General features: G+C 69.7%; 19 protein-coding genes, 1 pseudogene and 1 riboswitch. Of the genes and pseudogenes, 12 read left to right on the forward strand and 8 right to left on the reverse strand.

Annotation, left to right across the window (positions count from 1 at the left end; translation table 11 throughout):
- Positions 1-311: 311 nt before the first annotated feature.
- The 4 genes and pseudogenes from E5843_RS12435 to E5843_RS12450 form a co-directional block, all read right to left on the reverse strand.
- Entirely contained in the window at positions 312-824 is a 513-nt protein-coding gene (locus tag E5843_RS12435) for a hypothetical protein (protein ID WP_136412811.1), read from the reverse strand.
- Positions 825-1,075: 251 nt separating this feature from the next.
- A complete protein-coding gene (locus E5843_RS12440; RefSeq protein WP_136412812.1) occupies positions 1,076-1,918 on the reverse strand; it encodes a TSCPD domain-containing protein in 843 nt (280 codons plus the stop codon).
- Positions 1,919-2,007: 89 nt separating this feature from the next.
- Entirely contained in the window at positions 2,008-2,652 is a 645-nt protein-coding gene (locus E5843_RS12445) for a hypothetical protein (RefSeq protein WP_136412813.1), read from the reverse strand.
- Positions 2,653-2,758: 106 nt separating this feature from the next.
- Positions 2,759-4,910 (reverse strand): annotated as a pseudogene (locus E5843_RS12450) (adenosylcobalamin-dependent ribonucleoside-diphosphate reductase).
- A gap of 517 nt (positions 4,911-5,427) precedes the next feature.
- On the opposite strand from E5843_RS12450, the gene E5843_RS12455 reads away from it, so the two are divergent.
- The gene (locus E5843_RS12455) at positions 5,428-7,605 is read left to right on the forward strand and encodes a TonB-dependent receptor (RefSeq protein WP_141066047.1); all 2,178 of its coding nucleotides are present in this window, start codon (positions 5,428-5,430) and stop codon (positions 7,603-7,605) included.
- A gap of 9 nt (positions 7,606-7,614) precedes the next feature.
- Here the strand turns inward: E5843_RS12455 and E5843_RS12460 are convergent, their stop codons facing one another.
- The gene (locus tag E5843_RS12460) at positions 7,615-9,528 is read right to left on the reverse strand and encodes a winged helix-turn-helix domain-containing protein (protein ID WP_141066048.1); all 1,914 of its coding nucleotides are present in this window, start codon (positions 9,526-9,528) and stop codon (positions 7,615-7,617) included.
- A 115-nt stretch (positions 9,529-9,643) separates the two neighbouring features.
- Here E5843_RS12460 and E5843_RS12465 point away from each other — a divergent pair, with 115 nt between their 5' ends.
- The 9 genes from E5843_RS12465 (at position 9,644) to E5843_RS12505 (ending at position 18,726) form a co-directional block, all read left to right on the forward strand.
- Positions 9,644-10,153 carry a hypothetical protein gene (locus E5843_RS12465; protein ID WP_134674238.1) on the forward strand — a complete coding sequence of 170 codons (510 nt, stop codon included), beginning with the start codon at positions 9,644-9,646 and terminating at the stop codon, positions 10,151-10,153.
- A gap of 78 nt (positions 10,154-10,231) precedes the next feature.
- Entirely contained in the window at positions 10,232-12,223 is a 1,992-nt protein-coding gene (locus E5843_RS12470) for an autotransporter domain-containing protein (RefSeq protein WP_136412816.1), read from the forward strand.
- A gap of 237 nt (positions 12,224-12,460) precedes the next feature.
- The gene (locus E5843_RS12475) at positions 12,461-13,873 is read left to right on the forward strand and encodes a Do family serine endopeptidase (RefSeq protein ID WP_425478395.1); all 1,413 of its coding nucleotides are present in this window, start codon (positions 12,461-12,463) and stop codon (positions 13,871-13,873) included.
- A gap of 42 nt (positions 13,874-13,915) precedes the next feature.
- Positions 13,916-14,266, forward strand: a complete 351-nt coding sequence (locus E5843_RS12480; RefSeq protein WP_134674241.1) for a hypothetical protein — start codon at positions 13,916-13,918, stop codon at positions 14,264-14,266.
- Between the two features lie 25 nt (positions 14,267-14,291).
- Positions 14,292-14,861: a phage holin family protein gene (locus tag E5843_RS12485; RefSeq protein ID WP_425480717.1), complete on the forward strand. Its 570-nt coding sequence runs from the start codon at positions 14,292-14,294 to the stop codon at positions 14,859-14,861.
- Positions 14,858-15,418, forward strand: a complete 561-nt coding sequence (locus E5843_RS12490) for a protein sip-5 (RefSeq protein ID WP_134674242.1) — start codon at positions 14,858-14,860, stop codon at positions 15,416-15,418. The genes E5843_RS12485 and E5843_RS12490 overlap by 4 nt, the downstream gene beginning before the upstream one ends.
- 6 nt (positions 15,419-15,424) lie before the next feature.
- Positions 15,425-16,516, forward strand: coding sequence for an AI-2E family transporter (locus E5843_RS12495; RefSeq protein ID WP_134674243.1), 1,092 nt, complete (start codon positions 15,425-15,427; stop codon positions 16,514-16,516).
- Positions 16,517-16,585: 69 nt separating this feature from the next.
- Positions 16,586-17,311, forward strand: a complete 726-nt coding sequence (locus tag E5843_RS12500; RefSeq protein ID WP_136412817.1) for an HAD family hydrolase — start codon at positions 16,586-16,588, stop codon at positions 17,309-17,311.
- 38 nt (positions 17,312-17,349) lie between these two features.
- Entirely contained in the window at positions 17,350-18,726 is a 1,377-nt protein-coding gene (locus E5843_RS12505) for a leucyl aminopeptidase family protein (protein ID WP_136412818.1), read from the forward strand.
- A gap of 276 nt (positions 18,727-19,002) precedes the next feature.
- Here the strand turns inward: E5843_RS12505 and E5843_RS12510 are convergent, their stop codons facing one another.
- From E5843_RS12510 to E5843_RS12520, 3 genes are all read right to left on the reverse strand, one after another.
- Positions 19,003-19,725 (reverse strand): pirin family protein, encoded by a 723-nt coding sequence (locus tag E5843_RS12510; RefSeq protein WP_166816012.1) that lies wholly within the window; start codon positions 19,723-19,725, stop codon positions 19,003-19,005.
- 66 nt (positions 19,726-19,791) lie between these two features.
- Complete coding sequence (locus tag E5843_RS12515; RefSeq protein WP_136412820.1) at positions 19,792-20,391, reverse strand: YceI family protein; 600 nt, start codon at positions 20,389-20,391, stop codon at positions 19,792-19,794.
- A 66-nt stretch (positions 20,392-20,457) separates the two neighbouring features.
- Positions 20,458-21,042 carry a malonic semialdehyde reductase gene (locus tag E5843_RS12520; RefSeq protein ID WP_136412821.1) on the reverse strand — a complete coding sequence of 195 codons (585 nt, stop codon included), beginning with the start codon at positions 21,040-21,042 and terminating at the stop codon, positions 20,458-20,460.
- A 135-nt stretch (positions 21,043-21,177) separates the two neighbouring features.
- On the opposite strand from E5843_RS12520, the gene E5843_RS12525 reads away from it, so the two are divergent.
- Both E5843_RS12525 and btuB read left to right on the forward strand, forming a co-directional pair.
- Positions 21,178-22,131 carry a mitochondrial fission ELM1 family protein gene (locus E5843_RS12525; protein WP_136413105.1) on the forward strand — a complete coding sequence of 318 codons (954 nt, stop codon included), beginning with the start codon at positions 21,178-21,180 and terminating at the stop codon, positions 22,129-22,131.
- Between the two features lie 31 nt (positions 22,132-22,162).
- A riboswitch (cobalamin riboswitch) is annotated at positions 22,163-22,414 on the forward strand.
- A gap of 167 nt (positions 22,415-22,581) precedes the next feature.
- A complete protein-coding gene (btuB, locus tag E5843_RS12530) occupies positions 22,582-24,444 on the forward strand; it encodes a TonB-dependent vitamin B12 receptor (protein WP_136412822.1) in 1,863 nt (620 codons plus the stop codon).
- Positions 24,445-24,489: the final 45 nt, after the last annotated feature.

The raw sequence follows: 24,489 nt of genomic DNA on the forward strand, positions 1-24,489 counted from the left end.
ATCGCGTACCGGCCAAATAGGTAGATCCCGTAGATTGACGCAACTGCCAAGGCCACCGACCACCAATCACTCGGCCCTTCCGAGAAGAGTCGGAGGACAGCTGAGCCCAGTGCAAGGATTCCTCCGAAGGCCAGTAACGCAGATACGATTCTCATCACGGTCCCCGAATCAACGCTCTCATTCTCATGCCTCATGTGAACCCCCGTGCGGCCTAACACCAGAATTAAGCCGTGCCGCGAAGCGGCATCGGCTTGAATGAATTGTTAGGCGCGGCGTTCTGTCGATCCGGCGCTCCCGCCCGTACGCTTGTGTCACTTCAGCCGAACGACTCTCACCGCCACATCCATTCCCTCTACGCGCATCTCATGATGATTTCCGCGTGGGATAAGTAGCACCGCGGGACTGTACTTGTACTTGTACTTATAGCGGCCATCGATCTGCTGCCATATCTGACCGTTCCTGAGCTTGAAGATGGTCTCCCCCTCCCAGCCATTGAACTCACCATCGATTTTTGACTCGACAATTCCGTCATTTGAGAGGCTTGACGCAGATTGGGTCGCAGCTGTTCCAATTGCTTCTACCGACAGCATCTTTCCATCAATCCCTAGCTTGCCCAGGCTAGGGCAGATAATTACCGTCGGGTAGTACTCGTAAAGGTACTCGTACTCGTATTTAACCTCCCACAGAGTTCCATCCGAGAGCTTAAAGACCTCACCATCATTGCCCATAAAGGGACTCGGGCTGATGATCGAGTCCTCATAGCAGCTCTGCGCCGCAACGCTACTCGATGCGAGCAGAGCAGAAATTAGTACGAATCCACGCATCGCGACCCCCTGTCGTATAGCGCCTAACACCTATTCGAAGACAAATCGGGATCTAATCCCCGCGTATAAACCTGAGCCTTCCCCGCTCCGATCCGCACTTCCTGCAACAGAATCAACGCCTTGGGATCGGCACCGGTGTCTAATCCTGGTGCATAACCCCGGGATCGCAAAACACCATCGGTCAAGAAAATGGGGCCGGTCCACTTCTGAACTACGGCCCCATTTATGGCTCCTCATCGTTGCCAGCTAGATCATCCGCACTTCGAGTAGCCACAGTTCAGACACGTCGCACAGCCGTCCATGATCACCACGGCCTTGGTGCTGCACTTGTGGCACATGGTGGCCGTGGGCGGGAAGCTGGCGCCGTCGCCGGTTACGGCGATGTCTTCGGGGTGGTCGCTGGAACCAAAAGCGCCCTCATCCGCCCTGCGGGCACCTTCTCCCGCTGGGGCGGGAGAAGGGTTCAACGCGGCGGGTGCGGTGGGGCTTACGTCAGCGTTTTTTTTTGAGCGGTCTTCGTACTGCTTGCGCTTCTCGGCGATCAGCGCGCGGGCGGCGTCGCTTATTTCGGGGTCGTGGATCATCCCGATCGACTTCAGGTGTTCCTCGACGATCGAGCCGAGTTCGGCCACCAGCGACGGCATGTAGACGCCGCCGGCCTTGAAGTAGCCGCCGCGGGGGTCGAACACGGCCTTCATCTCTTCCACCAGGAAGGTCACGTCGCCGCCCTTGCGGAACACCGCGCTCATGATGCGGGTGAGCGCGACGATCCACTGGAAGTGCTCCATCGACTTCGAGTTGACGAAGATCTCGAACGGGCGGCGCTGCTCGTGCTCGGTGCCGGCGTTGAGCACGATGTCGTTGAGGGTCACGTACATGGCGTGCTCGACCAGCGGCGACTTGATCTTGTAGGTGCTGCCGATCAGCACGTCGGGGCGCTCGATGCGCTCGTGCATCTGGATCACGTCGGCGCTGGGGCGCTCGCTGCTGTCGGCGGTGGCGCTGGCCTGCGCGGCGGCGGCCGCTTCCTTCGCCTTGTCCTCGGGAAGGACGACGGCGTAACCCTTGATTTTCTTTTCGATCCTGACGGCCATGGTTGTTCCCGTATTGCGGTGTTCTGGATTGGATGGAGGCCCTCGCCCTTGCCCCTCTCCGCACGCGCGGGAGGGGCGAGGCGAGGACGCTAGCGGGGCGCCTTGCGGGCGGCCTTCTTCGCGCTCTTCTTTGCAGGCGCGGTGCGCACTGCGGTTTTCTTCGCCACCACCCGCGTGGCGGCCTTCTTCGCGACCTTGCCGGTGGCGGCCTTGCGGGTCGCCACCTTCTTCGTTGCAGCCTTCTTCGCCGCCACCTTCTTCGTGGCGACCCTGCCGGTGGTCTTCGCCACCGCCTTGCCGGTGGCGCGGCCGACCACGCGGCCTTCGGCCTGCCTGGCGGCAGCGGCCGCGGCGTTGCGGGCCACCAGCTTCTTTGCCGCCACTTCGGCGGTCAGCGGCCGCGCGGCGGCACGCTTCGCGGCGCTACCGGCGCCGCTGGCAACGGCCTTCTTCGCCGGGGTGGCGGACTTCACGGTGGCGCCACCCTTGCGCGCGACGCGGGCGCGCCTGATGCCCTCGGCCTCGTCCGCCGCGTTGTCCTTGGCGGCGAGTTTCTGCCTGGCCGATGCGACCTTGCGGCCCACCTTGCTGCCGACCTTCTTCGCGGTGTCCTTGACGCGCTTGACCGCCTGCCGCGCGGTGGTGACCACGCTGCTGCCGACATCCTGGGCCTTGTCGGCCACGGTCTCGGCGGCATCGAGGATCGTCGCGGTCACTCCATTTCCATTGCTCATCGGGGTTTCCTCGTCTGTTGCGCGGACGGTGCCGGCGCGGCGGATTACGGGATTGCCTTCACGTGCTGTCGTGCGGAGCGACCGGCGCGGCGGACCGCGCCATCAATCAGAACTTTCCGTAATAGCCTTCCTTGAGTGCGTCGAACAGGTTGGCGGCGGTGTGGGTCTCGCCGTCGTATTCGATCTGCTCGTTGCCCTTCACCTCCACCACGGAACCGTCCTCGAGCTCGAAGCGGTAGGTGGTGTTCTCCAGGTCCTTTTCCTTCACCAGCACGCCCTGGAAGGCGGCCGGGTTGAAGCGGAACGTGGTGCAGCCCTTGAGGCCCTGCTGGTAGGCATAGGTGTAGATGTCCTTGAAGTCCTCGTACGGGTAATCCGTGGGGACGTTCGCGGTCTTGGAGATCGAGCTGTCCACCCACTTCTGCGCGGCGGCCTGCACGTCCACGTGTTCCTTGGGCGAGATGTCGTCGGCGGAGATGAAGTAGTCGGGCAATTGCGCTTCAGCGTTCTCCGCGAACGGCATCGCATTCGGATTCACCAGCTCGCGGTAGGCCAGCAACTCGAAGGAGAACACGTCCACCTTCTCCTTCGACTTCTTGCCCTCGCGGATCACGTTGCGGCTGTAGTGGTGCGCGAACGACGGCTCGATGCCATTGGAGGCGTTGTTGGCGAGGCTCAAGCTGATGGTGCCGGTGGGGGCGATCGAGCTGTGGTGGGTGAAGCGCGCACCGGTCTCGGCCAGCTGCTCGACGAGCTCCGGCGCAACCGTGGCCACCTGCTGCATGTAGCGGCTGTAGCGCGCGTGCAGCACCTTGCCTTCGATCTCCTGGCCGATCTTCCAGCCGTCGGCCGCCATCTCCGGACGCTTGCGCAGCATTTCCTTCGTAATGGTGAAGCGCTCTTCCATGATCGGCGCCGGGCCCTTTTCCTGCGCCAGCGTCAGGCCGGTTTCCCAGCCGGCGATCGCCATGTCGCGGGCGATGCGCTCGGTGAACTCGCAGCTTTCCTTGGAGCCGTACTTCATCTGCAGCATGGTCACCGTGCTGCCGAGGCCGAGGAAGCCCATGCCGTGGCGGCGCTTGCGCATGATCTCGTTGCGCTGCTCTTCCAGCGGCAGGCCGTTGACCTCGACCACGTTGTCGAGCATGCGGGTGAACACGCGCACGACTTCCTTGTATTCCTCCCAGTCGAAGCGCGCCTGGTCGGTGAACGGATCGCGCACGAACTTGGTGAGGTTGATCGAGCCCAGCAGGCAGGCGCCGTACGGCGGCAACGGCTGCTCGCCACAGGGATTGGTGGCGCGGATGTTCTCGCACCACCAGTTGTTGTTCATCTCGTTGACCTTGTCGATCAGGATGAAGCCCGGCTCGGCGTAGTCGTACGTCGAGACCATGATCATGTCCCACAGGTGGCGGGCACGGACCTTGCCGTACACCTTGCAGGCGACCAGGCCGTCGTCGCGCACGACGTAGCCTTCGGTCTGCGGCCACTCGCGCCAGATCACCTGGTCGGCGTTGGCGAGGTCGACCTCGTGCTCTTCCTTCAGCGACAGCGGGAACACCAGCGGCCAGTCGGCATCGGTGTCCACCGCCTGCATGAAGCCGTCGGTGACCAGCAGCGAGAGGTTGAACTGGCGCAGGCGGCCGTCCTCGCGCTTGGCGCGGATGAAGTCGCGCACGTCGGGATGGCTGACATCGAAGGTGCCCATCTGCGCGCCGCGACGACCACCGGCCGAGGACACGGTGAAGCACATCTTGTCGTAGATATCCATGAAGGACATCGGGCCCGAGGTGTAGGCACCGGCGCCGGCGACGAACGCGCCGCGCGGGCGCAGGGTCGAGAACTCGTAGCCGATGCCGCAGCCGGCCTTGAGCGTCAGCCCGGCCTCGTGGACCTTCTGCAGGATGCCGTCCATCGAATCGCCGATGGTGCCGGACACGGTGCAGTTGATCGTGCTGGTCGCGGGCTTGTGGTCGAGCGCGCCGGCGTTGGAGGTGATGCGGCCGGCCGGGATCGCCCCGCGGCGCAGCGCCCACAGGAAACGCTCGTTCCAGTACTTGCGCTTCTCCGCGTTCGGCTCGGCATCGGCCAGGGGCGCGGGCGACGCGCTGGTAGGTGCCGTCGATGTCGGCATCGACCGGCTCGCCCTGCTTGGTCTTGAGGCGGTACTTCTTGTCCCAGATGTCCGCCGACGCGGGCTGCATCGGGATCTCCATGGCCGTGTCGTTCCTGACCGCCTCGAGGCGCACCGTACTCATGCCTGACCTGTCTCCTGTGGTGGCCGACGGAGTGTTTCCGCCGTCGTGTTTTTTCATGATGGGGTGTCCAGCGCCGGCGCAAGGGCGCGCCGACGGCCGGACCGCGCTGCGTGGTCACGCATCGCGATCGTGTCTGTGGTTTCCGCGTGGCCGAGGGCCGATTACCTGCACTTCCGCCTCCCCGTCAGGCGTTGCATGCCGACCTTGCCGATCCACCAGCACTTGGGATGAGGACTTCACCCGGACCCCAAGATGTAGTGGACAACGCGGCCCAAGCTACGCGTGGCCGGGAGTGAAGTCAACGCCTTGACGGGGTCTCCGACGTGCGGTTTGCGGGGTCCGGAAACGCCCGGATCAAGGGCATCCCCGGCCGGTTGCGGAGCGGCCTGAACAGGCCTCGGGCGCATGCTGGCGCGGTGCGTGGCGGCATCGGTTTCCGGATCGCAGCGACACGGGCGTGGCAGCCGCGGATGGCCTTCCACGGCCGCAGCCGGGTGCATTCCGCGTACAGCCCGGCATGCGCCGCGGAACCCTCGCCTGCGTGCTTGTCGCCTGGCCCGTGGCCGCCGCCCACGCGGCCCCGCCGATCCCGCCCGCCGCCGCGGATCGCGCCATCGCCCCCACCGCGGTCCAGCTCGATCGGGTGCTGGTGACCGCGCGCCGGCGGCCGGAACCGCTGCACGACGTGCCGCAGGCGATCACCGCGATCAGCGGCGACGAACTGGAATCGCGCGGCGCGACCGACATCGCCGCGCTGGACATGGTCACCCCCAACCTGACCATCCATCCCGCGCGCGCCTTCAACGGCAGCGTCACCGCGCACATCCGCGGCATCGGCCAGTTCGACCCGATCTGGGGCGCGGAACCCGGCGTGGGCATCTACATCGACGACGTGCACCTGGCGCGCCCGCAGGGCGCCCTGCTCGACGTGCTGGATGTGGAGCGCGTGGAGGTGCTGCGCGGTCCTCAGGGCACGTTGTACGGGCGCAACACCATCGGCGGCGCGATCAGGCTGGTCACCCGCGAGCCCTCGCCGGCATTCGGTGGAAAGGTCATGCTGACCGCCGGCGATCACGGACGCCGCGACGGCAGGCTGGCACTGGACCTGCCACTGGCCGACACCGTCCGCACGCGCATCGCGCTGGCCGGCTACGACCGCGACGGCTACGGCCGCAACCTGTTCAACGGCGCCGAAACCAGCGCGCGCGATGCCGCGGTCGCCCGCGGGAGCGCGCTGTGGACGCCGCGCGACGACGTCGAGGTGCGCCTGTCCTGGGACCGCTACCGCGACCGCTCCGGCGCACCGGGCGGGCGCCGGCTGGCGGTGCCGCCGCCGCGCGTCGACCCTGACCAGATCCCGCTCGATCCCGGGCGCCACGACGTGCGCAGCGGCGCGCCGGAGCGCCTCGACCTGGACAGCGAGGGTGCCTCGCTGGCGATCGACTGGGCCCTGCACGCGCAGTGGCGACTGCGCTCGATCAGCGCGTGGCGTCACGGCGATTCCCGCGCGGTGCTGGATATGGACAGCCTGCCGCGCACCATCTTCACCCTGCGCCGCGACTTCGACGAGCGACAGCGCTCGCAGGAATTCCAGCTGCACGGCGGTGGTGCGGACTGGCACCTGGTCGCCGGCCTGCACCTGTTCGATGGCACCGAGGCCGGCAGCGGGCGCACCGTGTTCCAGCCCGGGGTTTTCTACGGCGCACGCGGCTCGATCCGCACGCGCAGCGCGGCCGTCTACGCAAGCATCGTCCGCGACCTGGCGCCGGCCTGGCAGCTCGATGCCGGCCTGCGCCATACCGTGGAGCGCAAGACCGCCACCGCCTACAACGGCTACTACCCCGACGACCAGGCAACGGTGCCGTTCCAGCTGTCGGCCGACTTCACCGACCGCGCGACGTTCAACGCCCCGACGCCCCGGCTGGCGTTGTCGTGGCGTGCCAGCGAGCGCACCACGCTGTATGCGCAGGCCAGCCGCGGCTTCAAGGCCGGCAGCTACAACGTGCGCGCCGAAGCCACCAGGTTTCCCGGGTCGGTCCGGCCGATCGACGCCGAGACCGTCAACGCCTACGAAGCGGGTATCAAGGCGGCATGGCTGGACGGCCGACTGGACATGGGCGCGGTGCTGTTCCACAACGACTACCGCGACATCCAGCTGGCGGTGCTGATCCCGGTCGGCGAGTCGAGCTTCCCCGACTACCGCAACGCCGGCCGCGGCACCACCCGCGGCGCGGAGTTCGAGTGGCAGGCACGGATCCATCCGTGGCTGCGCTGGAGCGGCCACCTGGGCTACCTCCACGCGCGCTACGACGAATACATCGACGGCGGCACCGACGTGGCCGACGGCCGCCACTTCCCCAACGCGCCGCGGTGGACCGCCGGCACGTCGCTGGTCGCCAACGTTCCGCTGCGCAACGCCGGCTGGCTGCTCGGGCGCATCGACGGCCGCTACCAGAGCGAGACCCGGCCGACCACCGACCTCGACCCACGGCTGCGCCAGGGGGGCTATGCGCTGTGGAACGCCTCGCTGGCCTGGACCTCGCCGCAGCAGCGCTGGGAGCTGGCGCTGCGCGTGGACAACCTCGCCGACACCGGCTACCGCACCACCGGCTTCGCCTATCCGAACGGCGTGGTCATCGGCTATTACGGTCCGCCGCGGACCTGTTCGATGACGCTGGCGTATTCGTTCCAGTGAGCGGGCGTTCTACGGTGCGTCGGCGCTGGACCCGGGAACGCCGCTGTCGGTAAAGCCCATCCGCTGCACCAGCGCCCGGTAGCGCGGCTCCTCCCGCAGATTGCGCCAGCGCGCCGGCTCGTCGGCCTTGAGGAACACCATCCGCACGTCGCGTTCGCGCCAGGCGCGCTCGAGCAGGTCGAGCGCGGTGGCGGTATCGCCGAGCGCGTTGTGCAGCGTGGCCAGCGTCGAGGCTGGCCAGTAGCCCTCGCGGTCGCGCGCTTCCATCGTGCGCAGGATGCGCAGCGCCAGCTCGCGGTCGCCGGCGCGTGCCGCGACCATGCCGCGGGTCACCAGTGCGTGGCTGCAGTCACCGCACAGCTTGCGTGCGCGTTCGAGATCGGCGATCCCGCGCGCAGGATCGCCCGCGGCGGCACGGCTGGCGCCACGCATCAGTAGCGCCAGCCAGTAGTCCGGGTCGAGTTCCAGCGCGCGGTCCATATAGGCCGCGGCTTCGCCCGGCGGCGCCACGAACCAGCCGCCGATCGCATGGATGACCGGTGACAGCGGATCCAGCGCCATCGCCTCGCGCGCCAGCACGGCCGCCTCGTCGGCGCGGCCGGTATTGCTGAGCAGATGGGCCAGGCCGAAATGCGCGTCGGCCAGGCCGGGGTTGAGCTCGATCGCGCGCCGGAACGCCGCTTCCGCCGCGGCCCAGTCCCAGTCGTACCAGAACGCGATCCATGCGCGTGCCAGGTGCGCTTCCGGCAGGCGCGGATCCAGCGCCAGCGCGCGCTCGGCCAGCGCCCGTGCGCGCGGAAACACCTGCGCCGGGTCGACATCGGCGGTCGCCACCAGCGTGCGCCAGGCCTGCGACATGCCGGCATACGCGCGTGCGCAGCCGGGATCGCGCTCGAGCACGCGGCCGAACTCCTCCAGCGCCTGCCTCGCACGCAGCGCCGACGGCCGGCTGAGGCGGTACTGGCCGGCGATGTAGTGGCGATAGGCCTCGACGTCGTCGCCGTCGCAGGGGCTGCGGTGCGCGGGCGCGGCAACGCTGACCTCGAGCGCGTCGGCCAGCGCGTCGGCGATGCGGTCCTGCAGCACGAAGACGCGGCCGCTGCGCGCATCGAAGCTGCCCGACCAGCGCGTGCTGCCATCGGCCGCCAGCAGCCGCGCATTGACCTTGACCGCGTCGCCACGACGCTGGGCGGTGCCCTCGACCACGTAGTCCACGCCAAGCTGGCGCGCGGCCTCGAGCGGATCCTGCGCCACGCCGGCAAAGCGCTGGCTCGACGACAGCGGCCGCACGCGCAATCCCGGCGAACCGCTGAAGCGGGTGATCAGGGTGTCGGCCATGCCGAGTTCCAGCAGCTCGTCGCGTGTCTCGACGGGCAGCGAGCGGAATGGCAGCACGGCGAGGCTCAGCGGCGGCGCGGACGCGCTTGCAGCTGCAACGGACGACTCGGCGGTTGGCTGCCGTTCGGTCCACCACCAGGCCAGCGCGGTCACCGCCATCAGCAGTGGAATGCCGGCAAGCAGCAGCGGCCGCCATCGGGCCGCGGCCACCGGTGCGACTGCGTGAGCGGGCGGGGTTTCGCCTTCCGCGCCGACCTCGACGTCGGCGACGAAGCGGTAGCCGCGCCCGGGCACGGTGACGATATAGCGGTGGTCCTGGCCATCGGTGCCGAACGCGCGGCGCAGCGCGCCGATGGCCTGGGCGAGGTTGTTCTCCTCCACCACGCGCCCGGCCCAGACCGTGGACAGCAGCTCGTCGCGGCCGACCACGCGCCCGCGGTGTTCGACCAGCACCACCAGCACGTCGAAGGCCTTGGCGGTCAGCACCACGGCGGCGCCATCGCGCTGCAGCTCACGGGTCTGCGTATCGAGCCGGAACGGCCCGAACCGGTAATGGCGCGCGTGGGCGTCCTGCGTCGGCGTCATCGGGGGAGCTGATTCAACAGGTTTCAGCCTGTTTCAGCGGATTCTGCAAGCGTGAACGGCCATCGCGGGCGTTGCATGGCGGCCGGGCAATCCGCCCGCCTGCAAGGAGTCCGCCATGAACCGCCTTCCCGTCCTGACGCTGGCCCTGGGCCTGATCGCCGCCAGCGCACCCGCCCCGGCCAGCGACGCACTGCTGAACCTGCCGGCCAACCGCCTCACCGGCCTGTGGACCACCGACATCTATGTCAGCCCGGCCGCCTGCACCCCCGGCGGGCCGAAGCCGCCACTGGTCGGGCACAACACGATGGTGTTCAACCTCGGCGGCACTCTGGTCGAGAACCCCGAGGTCAGCCCGGCCGGCATCCCCGGCGCGCCGCAGCTGCGCACGTTCGGGCTCGGCAAATGGTCGTACGACATGCGCACCCGCCAGTACCGCGCGCAGGTCCGCTTCGACTGGTACGCCAGCGCCACCGGTGCCTACATGGGCTACCAGGTGATCGAGCGGACGATCCTGCTGAGCAACGACCGCAACACCGCCTACGGCCCGGTGACCGCCACCCGCCACGCCGCCGACGGCAGCGTGATCGCCCGCCTGTGTGGCGAGGGGATCTCGACCCGGCTGTAGCACGCCGCTGCCACCACCTCGCGCCACGGGCGCGGCCACCCCGACGCCCGCTGGCGCAGTCCATTCGAGGACGCCGCCATGTTCGACACCCGCCCCCATCCCGCCACCGTCTGCCTTGCCGCGCTGATGCTGTCCGCCTGCGGCAGTGGTGGCGGCACGGTGCCAAGCCTCCCGCCTGCAGCGCCGCCACCGGCTGCGCCACCTCCACCGCCGGCGGGCGCATTCAACCCCTGTCCAATGCCTGTCACGTCGAACTGCAATGTCACCCTGGCCAGTGGCGAATCGCAGGATCTGCCCGTCACGCAAAGCGGGCACGCCTTGAACCTGCGTGGCGACGGCCAGCTCACTCTGCTTCCCGGCAACTACCGGTTCGACGACGGCGTCCGCATCGAAGGCGGCCTGCTACAGATGAGCTATCGCACGATCCTGCAAGCCAACGTCCGGGTCGAGCCGCAGGGCGTACTGCGCACTTCGAGCGGCAACCAGATCGTGGGTGACGTGGAAAACCACGGTAACGCCGAGGTGTGGGGAACCATCGACGGCGACTTCCTCAACCGTGGGACGGTCGTTCTCGGTGAAATCGTGTCTGGCGATCTCCACAACGACAACCGCCTCGAGGTTTTGGGGGCCACCTACGGCAATGCCCTGCTGATCGGTGGGGACCTTTCCCAGTCGAATGTCGGCGTGTTCGCATTCGCGCTTGCCCCGGCGGGCTGGGATTCTCCGCAACCGCTCCGCGTCGATGGTCGGGCCACTCTCGCGGGCACGCTGGAGCTTCGGGTGCATGACGATGCGTGGGCGCCCTATCCGCTTCCCGCAACGGGCGGGCATCACCTCATCCATGCCAGGGGCGGTGTGTCCGGCAGGTTCGCCGAGTGGACGTCGCCCGGCCTGGCGATCAGCGGCTCGCCGCGTTACGGCGCCAATGATGTGTGGTTCGACCTCGTTCGCATCTCGCTGCCGGCCGCTGCGGCCGCCCAGGGCCTGCAGGGCCGGATCACCCAGGCCAGTGCCGTCAACGTCGAGCGCGCGCTGGCACGCGTCGATGGCTACGCGCTTGCACCGCCCGCATCGCTGGATGACGGCCAGCGGCGGATGCTGGCCTCGGCCGCCTCGGTGCTGTGGTTGCGTGATCCGTCGCGGGCCCGGCGCAGCCTGGACAGCCTTGCCGGCCATGCCCACCCAGCGATGTCCGGCGCGCTGCATCGCCACGCCGCGCACGCTGCGGCCCGGCTCGATGCGCGGCTTGCAGGCCAACGGTTCGAGGCAGGCCCCCGGCACTGGACGCAGGACATCCGCCAGCACGCCGCCGGCCAGCAACTCGAAGGGCTGGCCAGCGGCATCGACCAGTGGCTGTCGCCGCGCCTGCTGGTGGGTGGCAGCGTCAGCAGCGGCCGGATGTCGTTCGATGTCGACGAGCTCGGTGGCCACGGTTCCGGCGATGCACCCGCGGCCGGTGTGCACGCGCACTACCGCGGCCGCGGCTGGCACGCGACCGGCGCGGTCGGCGTCGCGCAGACCCGCCTGCAGCTGCAGCGTCCGATCGAACTCGGTGCGGCAGGCATCCATGTGGTGCGCACACGGCGCGATTTCGTGCACACCCACCTGCATGGCGAACTCGGCCGCGACCTGCCCTTCGCGGGCGGCCAACTGGTGCCGTTCGTCGCGCTCGACCATGGCATCGTGCGCGGCAACGGCTTCGCCGAGCACGGCGACACCGGCTTCGAACTGATGGCCGGCCCATCGCGGCAAGCGCGGCTGACGACAACCGTTGGCGTGCGCTTTGCCCGCGACTGGCGCACGGGCGCCCGCCCGCTGCGGCTGGAACTGGACGCGCGCCATCGCCGCGACCTCGACCGTGAGGACCCGATCCATGCCGCCTTCCGCGGCGCGCCGGACGTCGGGTTCGCGCTGCCGGGCGCGCACGACAGCGCGGACACCACGCTGCGCGTGGGCCTTGCCGGCAGCCTCGGCCGGAACACGCACTGGTGGCTGGACGGCAGCCAGGGCGTGCACGGCGCGCATCGCGACAGCGCGCTCGCGATCGGTCTCCGGCATGCCTTGCGATGAGCCCGTGCGAGCACCCGGAGTGGCCACCTGCCGGTGCGTCCTCACGCACCGGTTACGGTAACTTGGGCACGTTGGCGTCGCAGTCAGGTCAGGGGTGCGGTTGTACCTCCATGCAGCGGGCGCCACACCCGATGTTTCCTGGCCACCCCGTCGTTCCCGCACCGGCCGCCAGCGCGCGGCCGATGCCGGAAGCGACCCATCCCGCACATGCCGATGAAGAGTTCGACCCGAATCCTGATGTCATTGATCGCCGCTGCCGCGTTCGGCGGGATGGCCGCCACGGTGCTGACCGACCTGCCACGGCAGGCGCGTGCGGCCGAGCCGGCCGTGCCCGCGCCGTTGCCTGCGGGCGTGGCGGCCTCCGGCCTGCCGTCGATCGATGGACAGCCGCTGCCGTCGCTGGCGCCGATGCTCGAGCGAGTGATCCCGGCGGTGGTCGGCGTGCACAACACGCGGCGCGTGCAGGTCAGCCCGTTCGGCAACGATCCGTTCTTCCGCCGCATGTTCCCGGAAATGAGCCAGGAGCGGCTCGACCAGTCGCTGGGTTCGGGCGTGGTGGTGGACGCGCAGCGCGGCCTGGTGCTGACCAACCACCACGTGATCGAGGGCGCCGACGAGGTCTCGGTGACGCTGTCCGACGGACGGACGCTGCCGGCCGAGTTCCTCGGTTCCGACCCGGAAACCGACATCGCGCTGATGCGGGTGGAATCCGCCGACCTCACCGCGATCCCGCTGGCCGACAGCAGCACGCTGCGTGTCGGTGATTTCGTCGTCGCCGTGGGCAATCCGTTCGGCTTCAGCCAGACGGTGACCTCGGGCATCGTCTCCGCGGTGGGGCGCAGCAACGTGCCCGGCATCGGCTTCCAGAACTTCATCCAGACCGATGCCTCGATCAACCCGGGCAACTCCGGTGGCGCGCTGGTCAACCTGCGCGGCGAGCTGGTCGGCATCAACACCGCCAGCTTCAACGTGCGCGGCAGCATGGCCGGCAATATCGGCATCGGTTTCGCGATCCCGTCGAATCTTGCCGGCAGCGTGATGCGCCAGCTGGAGAACAGCGGCACCGTGCGCCGCGGCACGCTGGGTGTCGATACGCAGACCGTCGATGCGCGTATCGCCCAGGGGCTGGGCATCGCCGAGGCCCGCGGCGCGGTGGTCACCCGCGTGCACGAGGGCGCGGCCGGTGCGCGCGCCGGGCTGCGCACCGGCGACGTGATCGTCGGTGCCAACGGCCAGCGCGTCGACAATGCCGAGGCGCTGCGCAATATCCAGGGCCTGCAGCCGGTGGATGCGCCGATGACGCTGTCGGTGCTGCGCGACGGCCGCACCGTCGAAATCTCCACCCGCCTCACCGAGCTGCCGCGCGACGGTGCGTCCTACGACCCGCGCCTGGCCGGCGCCACGCTGTCCGACCTTCCCGAAGCACTGCGCCGGCAGACCGACCGCATCAGCGGCGTGCTGGTGGAGCGCGTCGAACCCGGCAGCGCGGCTGCCCGCAACGGCCTGCGTGCCGGCGACCTGATCCGCGCGGCCACCGGTGGCCAGTTCCACGATCTGTCCGGCTTCCGCGCCACCCTCGCCGGCCAGCCCGATGCGCTGGTGCTGCTGGTGGTCCGCGGCGGCCGCCAGTACCAGCTGCGCCTGCAGTAGGTGTTCCGCCCCCACCCTTTCACCCCCCAACGGAGAACCACCATGAGCACCACCCCGACCAATACCCTCAAGCAGGACCTCGGTGACTGCGGCGGCTCGCTGAAGCAGGCCGCCACCGACGCCGGCAGCGCGCTGCGCAACGCCGCCGCCGCCGCCGCGGAGGAGCTCAAGACCGGCCAGGCCAACCTGAAGGCCGACCTGTCCGACGGCGCCTCGGCCGGCATGTCCGCGCTCAGCGGCCTCAACGAGGCCGGCCGCGAGCAGGTCGACGAACTGCTCGACAAGGGCAAGGACCTGGTCGACAGCGCTGCCGACCTGATCCGCGAGCGTCCGCTGGCGTCGTTCGGCGTTGCCTTCGCTGCCGGCTGGCTGATCGCCAAGCTCGGCCGCTGAGTCCGGCCGGCCACGGGGAACACCGGTGAAACCTGAAGACCACGCACCCCAGGGCGATCCCGACGGCGCCGTGCCCGACACGGGCAAGGCGCCGCATCTGGATGAAAGCGTCCGCCGCATCGGCAAGTCCGGTCGTGACACCGCCAGGTCGGCGCTGGATACCGGGCGTGCGCTGCGGCGGCTGATCTCGGCCGACTTCGCGCTTGCACGCAGCGCCACCGGGCGTGCAATGGCCTGGGTGGCCATCGCGGTGGTGTTCGGCGCGTCCGCATGGCTGTTGCTGATGGGCGCGCTGATCGTGCTGCTGCAGCGCATCGACGGGATTTCCTGGCTTGGCTCGTTCTCGATCACCGCGCTGGTCAGCCTGGTGGTGACCGGCGTGGCCGGTTGGCGGGCCTCGGTGTTCTTCGACTACGCGGGCATGCATGCCAGCCGCCGGCAGTTGCAGCGGCTGGGGCTGTTCAGCGAGGACGACGAGGACGACGACCAGTCCTCCGCCGACAAAGGCACCAGGCCGCCGATGCCCTCGGAGGCGGCAGGCCCGCAGGGCGACGGACTGGCCGGCCCGAAGCCGGCCGGGATGGAGGCGCCATGAATTTCGAACAGCTGAAAAAGCGCGTCGAACGCAGCGAACAGGTGGTCGACGGCCGCATGCTGCAGACCCGGCTGTCGTGGAGCGGGCTGCAGACCAACTGGAAGGAAGGCTGGACGCCGCCGCGCATCCTCATCGTCGGTGCGCTGCTGGGCTTTATCAGCGGCAAGGCGCAACCGGCGCGGACGCTGCGGCATGTCGGGCAATACGCCAACCCGAAGATGATGCAGCTGGTGACCTCGGTGGCCGGGCTCGTGGCGTCGGTGCAGTCGACCTTCGCCGCCAGCAAGGCCAAGACCGCCGCGGACACCGCCGACGAAGCCGCGACCACGGCCGACGTGGCGGCGACGACCGCGGATGTCGCGGTGGGCACGGCCACCGGTGCCGCGGTCGGTGGCACCGGCGCCACGCCTGCCGCGCGTGCGGCGGCGGCACGTGCCGCCGCGGAGGCGGCCGCGCTGGAGGCCGGCCGGCCGCGCAGCGACCGCAGCCGGCCCGACCCGCAGTGGGACCGCCAGCCATCGCCGGCCGAGGCCGCCACCGACCTGTCCGAACGCTAGCCGGGCATGGTTGCCAGCATCGAGGCTACCGACGGCGAACTGCCGCCTCCGCCCGCGCCACGTCCCCGTGCGCCGGCATCGATGGTGGTGCTGGCGACACTGGCGGTACTTGCCGCCGCCTGGGCGGCGCAGGGGTTGATCCTGCCGATCCTGCTGGCGATGTTCTTCGCCATGGTCGGCAATCCGATCCTGCGCGGGCTGCGACGGCTGTACGTACCGCGCTTCGTCGGCGCGCTGGTGGTGCTGCTGGGTGGCCTGGCGGCGACCGGCATGCTGGCGTGGCAACTGGCGGGCCCGGTGCGCGGCTGGATCGAGGAGGCACCGCGCCAGCTGCGCTCGCTGACCCCGCGCCTGCAGCAGATGGCCAAGCCGGTGCAGTCGGCCAGTGCGGCCGCGGAATCGATCGCGAAGGTGGCCGATGTCGGCCCGAAGCAGCGCGTGCAACTGGTCGAGATCAAGAGCGGCGGCACGCTGCAGTGGCTGGCGGCCACGCCGCGCATGCTGGCGTCGGTGCTGGCGGTGGTGCTGCTGACGTTCTTCTTCATGGTGTACGGCGAGCGCCTGCAGCGGCATGCGATCGCGATCCTGCCCGACCGCCAGCGCAAGAAGCTCACGGTCGACATCATGACCTCGATCGAGCACGAGGTATCGCGCTACATCCTCACCATCAGCATCATCAACACGCTGCTCGGCATGGCGCTGGCCGGCTGCCTGTGGGCGCTGGGCGTGCGCGGTCCCGAGGCGCTGATGTGGGGCACGATCGTGGCGCTGCTGAACTTCGCGCCCTATGTCGGCGCCTTCATCGGCGTGTTCCTGATGCTGCTGATGGGCTTCGTCAACTTCGACACCATCGGCGCGTCGCTGTTGCCGGCGGCGGTCTACCTCGGCCTGCACACCCTCGAGGGGCAGCTGATCACCCCGATCGTGCTGGGCCGGCGGATGGCGCTGTCGCCGCTGATCCTGATCATCGCGCTAATGGTGTTCGGCTTCCTGTTCGGCATCATCGGCCTGCTGCTCGCGGTGCCGCTGCTGGTCTGCGCGAAGATCGCGCTGGTGCGGGTGGAAGGCATGGACCGCTGGGCGCGCCTGCTGGAATAACACCGCCCGGGACGGTGCGTGCCGCTCCGCACGGGTGCCGGTCAGCGGCACCGGCCTACAATGGCCGCCATGGCTTTCGCTGTCCGCGCCATCACCCTCGACCTCGACGACACCGTGTGGCCGTTTGCCCCGATCGGCGAGCGCATCGAACGCGTGCTCGACGACTGGCTGCGCACGCACAGCCCGGAAACAGCGCAACGCTGGCCGCCCGATGCGATGCGCGCGATGCGCGAACGCGTGTGGCGCAACAATCCGCAGCTGGCGCACGACCTGTCCGCGCTGCGGCGGATGACGCTTGAGATCGCGCTGCGCGACAGCGGCGCCGACATGGCCCTGCTGGAGCCGGCGTACGAGGCCTTCTACACCGCGCGCAACGAGGTCGAACACTATCCCGACAGCCTCGATGCGCTCGCGCGCATCAGCGCGCGCGTGCCGGTGGCGGCGCTGACCAACGGCAATGCCGACCTCACCCGCATCGGCATCGATGCGCACTTCGTGTTCCAGCTCGGCTCGCGCGAGCACGGCAAGGCCAAGCCGTCGCCATGCATCTTCCACGCCGCCTGCGCACGGCTGGACTGCGCGCATGGGGAAGTGCTGCACGTGGGCGACCATGTCGATGCCGACGTCGCCGGCGCGTTCCGTGCCGGCCTGCGCACCTGCTGGATCAACCGCGACGGCCGCCGCTGGACCAACCGCCAGCTGCGGCCCGACCTCGAATTCGACAGCCTCGCCGGCCTCGCCGACTGGCTGGAGACCCACGACATCCGCGCCCCCGCCATGGCCGGGCCGGGCTGAGCCCGATACCCCGCACGCTGCTGTTCCCAGGAGTCCGCATGACATCGACCACCCCCGCCCTGCCCGCCGGCCTGATCGCCGCCGCCGATGCCGCACGGCCGCGCCCGCTGCATGTGGTGCAACGGGCGGATGTCGACAGCTGGCGCGGCGGCCAGGATGCGCGCACGCAGGCCTGGCTCGACGGCCACGGCTTCGATGGCAGCGGCTGGATCGCGCTGCCCGGCGACGACGGCCTGGCCGGCGCGCTGTGGGTGGTGGCCGACGCTCACGATCCCTACGCCTGGGCGCAGGCGCCGGCGGTGCTGCCGCCGGGCGACTGGCGCGTGGAAGGCGCTGACGACGCGCGCAGTGCCTGCGTGCTCGGCTGGGGTCTCGGCGCGTACCGCTACACCCGTTACTGCAGTGGCGGCCGTGCGCCCGCGCGGCTGGTGCTGGAAGGCCGGCACGCCACGACGCTGGACCTCATCGCCGCATGCAACCGCGTGCGCGACCTGGTCAACACGCCGACCGAGGACATGGGCCCGGAGCAGCTGGAGCAGGTGGCACGCGACATTGCGACCACGCACGGTGCGGGCTTCGACAGCATCGCCGGCGACGAGCTGCTGGCGCGGAACTTCCCGGCGATCCACGCCGTCGGCCGCGCCTCCCACCGCGCGCCGCGCCTGTTGCAGCTGACCTGGGGCGATGCCGCGCATCCGCAGCTGGTGCTGGTCGGCAAGGGCGTGTGCTTCGACACCGGCGGCCTCGACATCAAGCCGGCCGACGGCATGCGCAACATGAAGAAGGACATGGGCGGCGCCGCGCATGCGCTGGCCATGGCCGAGCTGATCATGGCGCGCGCGCTGCCGGTGCGGCTGACGCTGCTGATCCCGGCGGTGGAGAACGCGATCGGTCCGAATGCGCTGCGTCCGGGCGAGGTGATCGCCACCCGCAAGGGCCTCAGCGTGGAGATCGACAACACCGACGCCGAAGGCCGCCTGGTGCTGTGCGATGCACTGGCGCTGGCCGGCGAGCAGTCGCCGGACCTGATCATCGACTTCGCCACCCTCACCGGCGCCGCGCGCATCGCCCTCGGCCCCGACCTGCCGGCGCTGTACAGCAACGACGACGACGTGGCCGGCGCGTGGCTGGAGCAGGGCCTCGCCCACCACGACCCGGTGTGGCGGATGCCGCTGTGGCGGCCCTACCTGCGCTATCTCCACAGCCGCATCGCCGACATGGCGAATGCCGGTTCGCGCATGGCCGGCTCGGTCACCGCGGCGCTGTATCTCGAGCGCTTCGTGCCGGAAGGCCAGCCGTGGGCGCACCTCGACGTCTATTCCTGGAACGACGGGGACCGCCCCGGCAAGCCCGCCGGCGGCGAAGCGCAGGGCCTGCGCGCGGCCTGGGCGATGCTGGAAGCGCGCTACCGCTGAGGCGTACGGGTGCGGCCGGGCGACGCGCGGCGGTACACCACAGCCGTGCACCGGCGGGATGCCCTCATCCGCTCCTGCGGGGCACCCCCGACCAGAAGCGCCTCGGGGGCAGGCTCTTCTCCCGCCTGCGGGAGACAACGCGGCAGGAGTGCCGCGTTGCACGGCGAAGCCGCCCGTAGGGCGAGCGCCATGGATGGCGCGAGTGCACGTGGCGCGAAGCGCCGGATGAGGGCAGCTTTGCCGGCAGTGCAGTGGTCGGCCCGACCGCCGACTGCATCAGCCCGGCAGTTCCACCCGCAGAAGTTCCGCCGGCCGTTGCGACGCGAAGATCGTTGCATGCGGATCGTCCTCGCGATCCCACGCCAGCGCATCGCCCGCTTCCAGCGCCTGCTCGCCGATCTTGACGTTGCCGTAGAGCACCTGCAGCCACACCCGGCGCCCGGGTCGCACACCAACCGCTAATCCCTCACCCGGCCGCACCCGCGCCACCGAGACCTGCGCGTCCAGACGCAGCGGTAGCGCGCCGTCGGTGGTGTCGCCCGCATCGGCATCGCCGGCGGCCAGCATCTGCCAACGCCCGTCGCGGGCAGTGCCGTCGAACCATCCCTCCAGCCGCCGCGGCGCGGTGTTGAGCACCGCCGGCTGCAGCCACAGGCGCACGAGGTCGACCGGATGTTCCGCGGACGGATTGCGCTCGACCTGCTCGATCCCGTGGCCTGCATCGAGCAGCTGCACGCAGCCGCCGGGGACTTCGCCGGAGGCGTCGCCATCGGACCATGCCAGCACGCCACAACGCACCCAGGTCAGGACCTGCATGTTGGCCCGTCGCTGCGGCGGCAGCGCCGTGTCCGCAGCGATGCATTCCTCGGTCAGCACGCGCAGTGCGCCGAAGCCCATGCGCTTGCGATCGACAAAGCCCGCGGACGAGAAGCTGTGCACGCTGTCGATGCCGGCCTGCTGCAGGCGACCGCGGGTCTGAGCGGGAAACAACACGGGCATGGGGACCTCCGCAAACGACGACGCCCCCGGATCCGGGGGCGTCGCCATGTTACCGCTGCTGCGGTATCAGTCGGCCGCGGCGCTGGCCTCGGTGGTGATGTGCAGTTCGATCTCGTCAGCCACGTTCGGCACGTACATGCCGAGGCCGAAGTCGCTGCGCTTGATGGTCGCCTTCGCGTCGAAGCCGGCGGTCGGCTTCTTGCTCATCGGATGCGCGCCGATGGTGTTGATGGTGGTGTCGAGCACGACCTCGCGGGTGATGTCCTTGATGGTGAGGTCGCCGGTGACCTTCAGCTTTCCGTCGCCTGCGGCTTCCACCGAGGTGCTGCGGAAGGTGGCCTGCGGAAACTTCTCGGCGTCGAAGAAATCGTCGCTGCGCAGGTGGTCGTTGAACGCGGACACGTTGGACTCCAGACCCGACAGCGGCAGGGTGACCTCGACGCTGGAAGCGGACACGTTGTCGGCGTCGTGGACGATCCTGCCCTCGGCATCGCCGAACAGGATCACCGGGTTGGAGAAGCCGAAGTGGCTCCACTTCGCGACCACGGTGGTGTGGGCGGGATCCATGGTGTAGGTGACCGGTGCGGCGAAGGCGGCACCGGCGGTCAATGCCAGCGCGGCAACCAGCGCACTGCGTTGCAGGAACCTGCGGGAAGGCATGTGCATGACGGAACTCCTTGTGGCGGTTGAGTGCTTGCGCCGGATCGGTCGATCCGGCCGGCATGGACCGGATCAGGCGATCCGGCAGGCCTCGTCGAACGACAGCCGCGGCGAACGGCCGAAGATGCTGGCCCGATCGCCATGGCCGAGGTTGATGAGGATGTTGCTGCGGATGCTGGTACCGGCGAAGAACAGCTCGTCGACCATCGCGGCGTCGAAGCCGGTCATCGGGCCGGTGTCGAGGCCGAGCGCGCGCGCGGCGAGGATCAGGTAGCCCGCCTGCAGGGTGCCGTTGCGCAGTGCGTGGTCGCGCCGGTTCTCCTGCGGGCCGTCGAACCAGCTCTTCGCATCGGTGTGCGGGAACAGGTAGGGCAGCTTCTCGTGGAAGTCGAGGTCATGGCCGACGATCACCACCACCGGCGCCGACATGGTCTTTTCACGGTTGCCTTCCGACAGCGCCGGCGCAAGCTTCTGCTTGGCTTCCTCGGAGCGCACGAACACGAAGCGTGCCGGACACTGGTTGGCACTGGTCGGCCCCCACTTCACCAGCTCGTACAGCCGCTGCAGCGTGGCGTCGTCGATCTCGCCGCTGAAGCGGTTGTAGGTGCGTGCAGTGCGGAAGAGCTGGTCCAGGGCAGTCGCGTCGAGCGGCTTCATCGTGCGTGGGTCCTTTGCGGCGGTGCCGCGCGTATGAACAGGCCCGCAGTGTAGAGTCCCGGCGCCCGGGCCGCAGGTCGTGCTCCGCAACGAAAGGTCGTGCCAGTGGAACGAAACACGCAGTTGCAGGGCGATATGCAACCAGCACGGGTGTGGACGCTGAGCGACGGCCACGCCGGCAACCTGCGGCAGGCGGCGGCGCTCGCCGGTGCGCTCGGTCTCGAGGCGCATGACTGGCAACTGGATGCCCGCATGCCGTGGCGCCTGGCGGCGCCGCGTGCCCTGCCGGGTGCGCGAGGAGCATTCGGGGCGACGTTCGCGCATGCGCTGGCGCAGCCACCGCGGCTTGCGATCGGTTGCGGAAGGCAGGGCGCTCTGGCCACCCGCCTCGCCGGCGCGGCCGGTGCACGCACGGTGCAGATCCTCGATCCACGGATCGATCCGCACCATTGGGATCTCGTGGTCGCGCCCGGACACGACGGCCTGCGCGGCGACAACGTGCTCACCCTGCTGGGCAGCCTGCATCCTGTCGACGACGCATGGCTGGCCGCCGCGCATGCGTCCCACCCGGCGCTGGCCGCGCTACCCGGCCCGCGCACCGCGCTGCTCCTGGGCGGGCCCAGCCGGCATGTGGAATTCGACCTGGCCGCGTTCGAGCGGCTGGCGGCGACGCTGCTGCCACGCATCACCGCCGAGGGTGGCAGCCTGCTGGCCACGGTGTCGCGGCGCACACCACTCGACGTCCTCACCGCCCTGCGCGCACGCGCCGCCGACCTGCCCGGCATGTGCTGGACCGGGCCCGGTGATGGCGCCAATCCGTATGCCGGCCTGCTGGCCTGGGCCGACCGCATCGTCTGCAGCGCGGACTCGGTGAACATGCTGTCGGAAGCCGGCGCCACCCGGGTGCCGGTGTTCGTCGCCGAGCCGGAACGCGTGCGCGGGCGGCCGCGGCGGTTCATCGATGCGTTGCTGGCGCGCGGACGCGTGCGGGCGCTGGATGCGGCGCTGGCGCCGTTCGACGTCGAGCCGCTGCGCGAGACCGCGCGCATCGCCGCCCTGGTGCGCGAGCGCCTCGACCTGCGCGATTGAGCGGCCACCGCCGGCGGGCGATCGCGTGGCGTACAATCGCCGCGCTTCAGGTGACCCGGCATTGGCCGGGTTGAACACGCCAGTGTTCAACGGGAAGCCGGTGACGCACGCGGATCATTCCGCGGCCATTCCGGCGCTGCCCCCGCAACGGTAAGCGAGTCGAGGCGTCGCATCCGCCACTGTGGTTACCGCGCAAGCGGCCCATGGGAAGGCGCGGCGCCGGGGCCGGTCCACGACCGGTCCACTCGCGAGCCCGGAGACCGGCCTGGAGCGGGCCCCGGCCCGAGCGGTTTGCCGATGCGGTGGGCATCGAGGCTGCGCGATGCGCCCGTGCGCATCCGTGCCTCGTGCGTTCTCCTCTGTGTGCATCCGTGCGGGTCGATCGCGGCAGCCGCATCCAGCGCCTGCCTCCACTCGACACGCGTGCGAGGGTGCACGCGAGGAGTTTCCATGCACGTCCGACCATTGTTCCTGGCCATCGCGGCCGCCCTGCCACTGCTGCCGCACGCAGCCCACGCCGTCACTGCCGCCGTCGACCTCGACGAAGTGGTGGTCACCGGCACCCGCACGCCGATCCGCCTCGTCGACAGCATCGCCCCGGTGCAGGTGATCAACCGCGACGACATCGAACGCAGCCAGGCCAGCTCGCTGCCGGACCTGCTGCGCGGGCGCGCCGGCATCGACCTGGTCAACCAGGGCGGCCCCGGCAAGCTCACCACGATCTCCATGCGCGGCACCGAATCCGACCATGTGCTGGTGCTGGTGGACGGCGTGCGCATGGGGACCGCGACTGCCGGCCTGGTGATGTTCCAGGACCTGCCGCTGGAGCAGATCGATCGCATCGAGATCGTGCGCGGCCCGCGTTCGAGCCTGTACGGCTCGGAGGCGCTGGGCGGGGTGATCCAGATCTTCACCCGTCGCGACCAGGGTGCCGCCACGCCGCGCTTCAGCGCCGGCTTCGGCAGCCACAACCTGCGCCAGGCCAGTGCCGGCATCGGCGCCGGTGGCGAACGCGGCTGGTATGGCGTGGACGTTGCCTGGCAGCGCACCGACGGCATCGATGCCTGCCGCGGTTCGGCGACGCTGTTCGCCGGCTGCTTCGCCGACGAGCCCGACCGCGACGGCTACCGCAACCGCTCGCTCAACCTGCGCGGCGGGATCGACCTCGGCCGCGACCTCGCGCTGGAAGCCAGCCTGCTGCGCGCGGCGTCCGAGAACGAGTACGACGGCACCGTGTTCGGCGGCAACGAGTCCGAGAACCTGCAGCAGGCCATGGGTTCGAAGCTCACCTGGACGGTCTCGCCGCGGCTGCTCCTGACCGCACAGGCCGGACGCTCGTACGACAGGTCGGACAACTACTTCGTCGACGACGCCACCCCGCGCAGATTGCTGAGCGAGTTCGACACCCGCCGCGACACCGCCTCGCTGCAGGCCGATGTCGACCTCGCCGCGGGCCGCATGCTGTCGGTCGGCGTGGACTGGCAGGACGATCGGGTCGACAGCACCACCGACTACGACGTGGCCACGCGCGACAACCTCGGCGTGTTCGCCGGTTTCCACGGCACGTTCGGCACGCATCGCCTGCAGGCCAGCGTGCGCCATGACGACAACCAGCAGTACGGCACCCACACCACCGGCAGCCTCGGCTGGGGCCTGGCGCTTGGCCACGGGCTGCGGCTGACCGCCGGCTACGCAACGGGCTTCCGCGCGCCCAGTTTCAACGAGCTGTACTTCCCGATCTCCGGCAACCCGGCGCTGGGGCCGGAAACGTCGAAGAGCCTCAACGCCGGCATCGCCCAGGCCGGCGACGGTTGGCACTGGGCGCTGGATGCCTACCAGAACGAGGTCGACGATCTGATCGGCTACGACAGCGGCTTCAACCTGATCCAGGCCGATACTGCGCGTATCCGCGGGGCCGAACTCACGGCCGGCGTGGACCTGGCGGGCTGGGACGTCGGCGTGCAGCTGAGCCATGTCGACCCGCGCAACCGCAGCGAGGGACCCAACCGCGACAACCTGCTCACCCGCCGCGCACGCAACAGCGGCCGGGTCGACGTGGACCGTGAATTCGGGGCGTTCCGTCTCGGTGCCACTCTCAACGGCGCCGGCCACCGCTACGACGATGCCGCCAACCGGGTGCGGCTGGGCGGCTTCGCCACCACCGACCTGCGCGTGGAATACGCGTTTGCTCCCGCGTGGCGCGTGCAGGCGCGGCTGGCCAACGTGTTCGACCGCCGCTACGAGACCATCCGCTGGTACAACCAGCCCGGCCGCGAGTTCGTGGTGACCCTGCGCTACGCGCCGGTGCGCTGACGCGCGGCCCCCGTCGCCCTCACCCCTGCCCCGACAGGGGCGGGT

Source organism: Luteimonas yindakuii (assembly GCF_004803715.2).
Taxonomy (GTDB): Bacteria; Pseudomonadota; Gammaproteobacteria; order Xanthomonadales; family Xanthomonadaceae; genus Luteimonas; species Luteimonas yindakuii.

Coding starts and splice junctions, on each gene's coding strand:
- E5843_RS12465 (WP_134674238.1), top strand. CDS start 9,644: ATGAACCGCCTTCCCGTCCTGACGCTGGCCCTGGGCCTGATCGCCGCC.
- E5843_RS12495 (WP_134674243.1), top strand. CDS start 15,425: ATGGTTGCCAGCATCGAGGCTACCGACGGCGAACTGCCGCCTCCGCCC.
- E5843_RS12520 (WP_136412821.1), bottom strand. CDS start 21,042: ATGAAGCCGCTCGACGCGACTGCCCTGGACCAGCTCTTCCGCACTGCA.
- E5843_RS12525 (WP_136413105.1), top strand. CDS start 21,178: ATGCAACCAGCACGGGTGTGGACGCTGAGCGACGGCCACGCCGGCAAC.
- E5843_RS12455 (WP_141066047.1), top strand. CDS start 5,428: ATGCGCCGCGGAACCCTCGCCTGCGTGCTTGTCGCCTGGCCCGTGGCC.
- E5843_RS12470 (WP_136412816.1), top strand. CDS start 10,232: ATGTTCGACACCCGCCCCCATCCCGCCACCGTCTGCCTTGCCGCGCTG.
- E5843_RS12480 (WP_134674241.1), top strand. CDS start 13,916: ATGAGCACCACCCCGACCAATACCCTCAAGCAGGACCTCGGTGACTGC.
- E5843_RS12440 (WP_136412812.1), bottom strand. CDS start 1,918: ATGGCCGTCAGGATCGAAAAGAAAATCAAGGGTTACGCCGTCGTCCTT.
- E5843_RS12445 (WP_136412813.1), bottom strand. CDS start 2,652: ATGAGCAATGGAAATGGAGTGACCGCGACGATCCTCGATGCCGCCGAG.
- E5843_RS12505 (WP_136412818.1), top strand. CDS start 17,350: ATGACATCGACCACCCCCGCCCTGCCCGCCGGCCTGATCGCCGCCGCC.
- btuB (WP_136412822.1), top strand. CDS start 22,582: ATGCACGTCCGACCATTGTTCCTGGCCATCGCGGCCGCCCTGCCACTG.
- E5843_RS12500 (WP_136412817.1), top strand. CDS start 16,586: ATGGCTTTCGCTGTCCGCGCCATCACCCTCGACCTCGACGACACCGTG.
- E5843_RS12460 (WP_141066048.1), bottom strand. CDS start 9,528: ATGACGCCGACGCAGGACGCCCACGCGCGCCATTACCGGTTCGGGCCG.
- E5843_RS12435 (WP_136412811.1), bottom strand. CDS start 824: ATGCGTGGATTCGTACTAATTTCTGCTCTGCTCGCATCGAGTAGCGTT.
- E5843_RS12490 (WP_134674242.1), top strand. CDS start 14,858: ATGAATTTCGAACAGCTGAAAAAGCGCGTCGAACGCAGCGAACAGGTG.
- E5843_RS12515 (WP_136412820.1), bottom strand. CDS start 20,391: ATGCACATGCCTTCCCGCAGGTTCCTGCAACGCAGTGCGCTGGTTGCC.
- E5843_RS12510 (WP_166816012.1), bottom strand. CDS start 19,725: ATGCCCGTGTTGTTTCCCGCTCAGACCCGCGGTCGCCTGCAGCAGGCC.
- E5843_RS12475 (WP_425478395.1), top strand. CDS start 12,461: ATGTCATTGATCGCCGCTGCCGCGTTCGGCGGGATGGCCGCCACGGTG.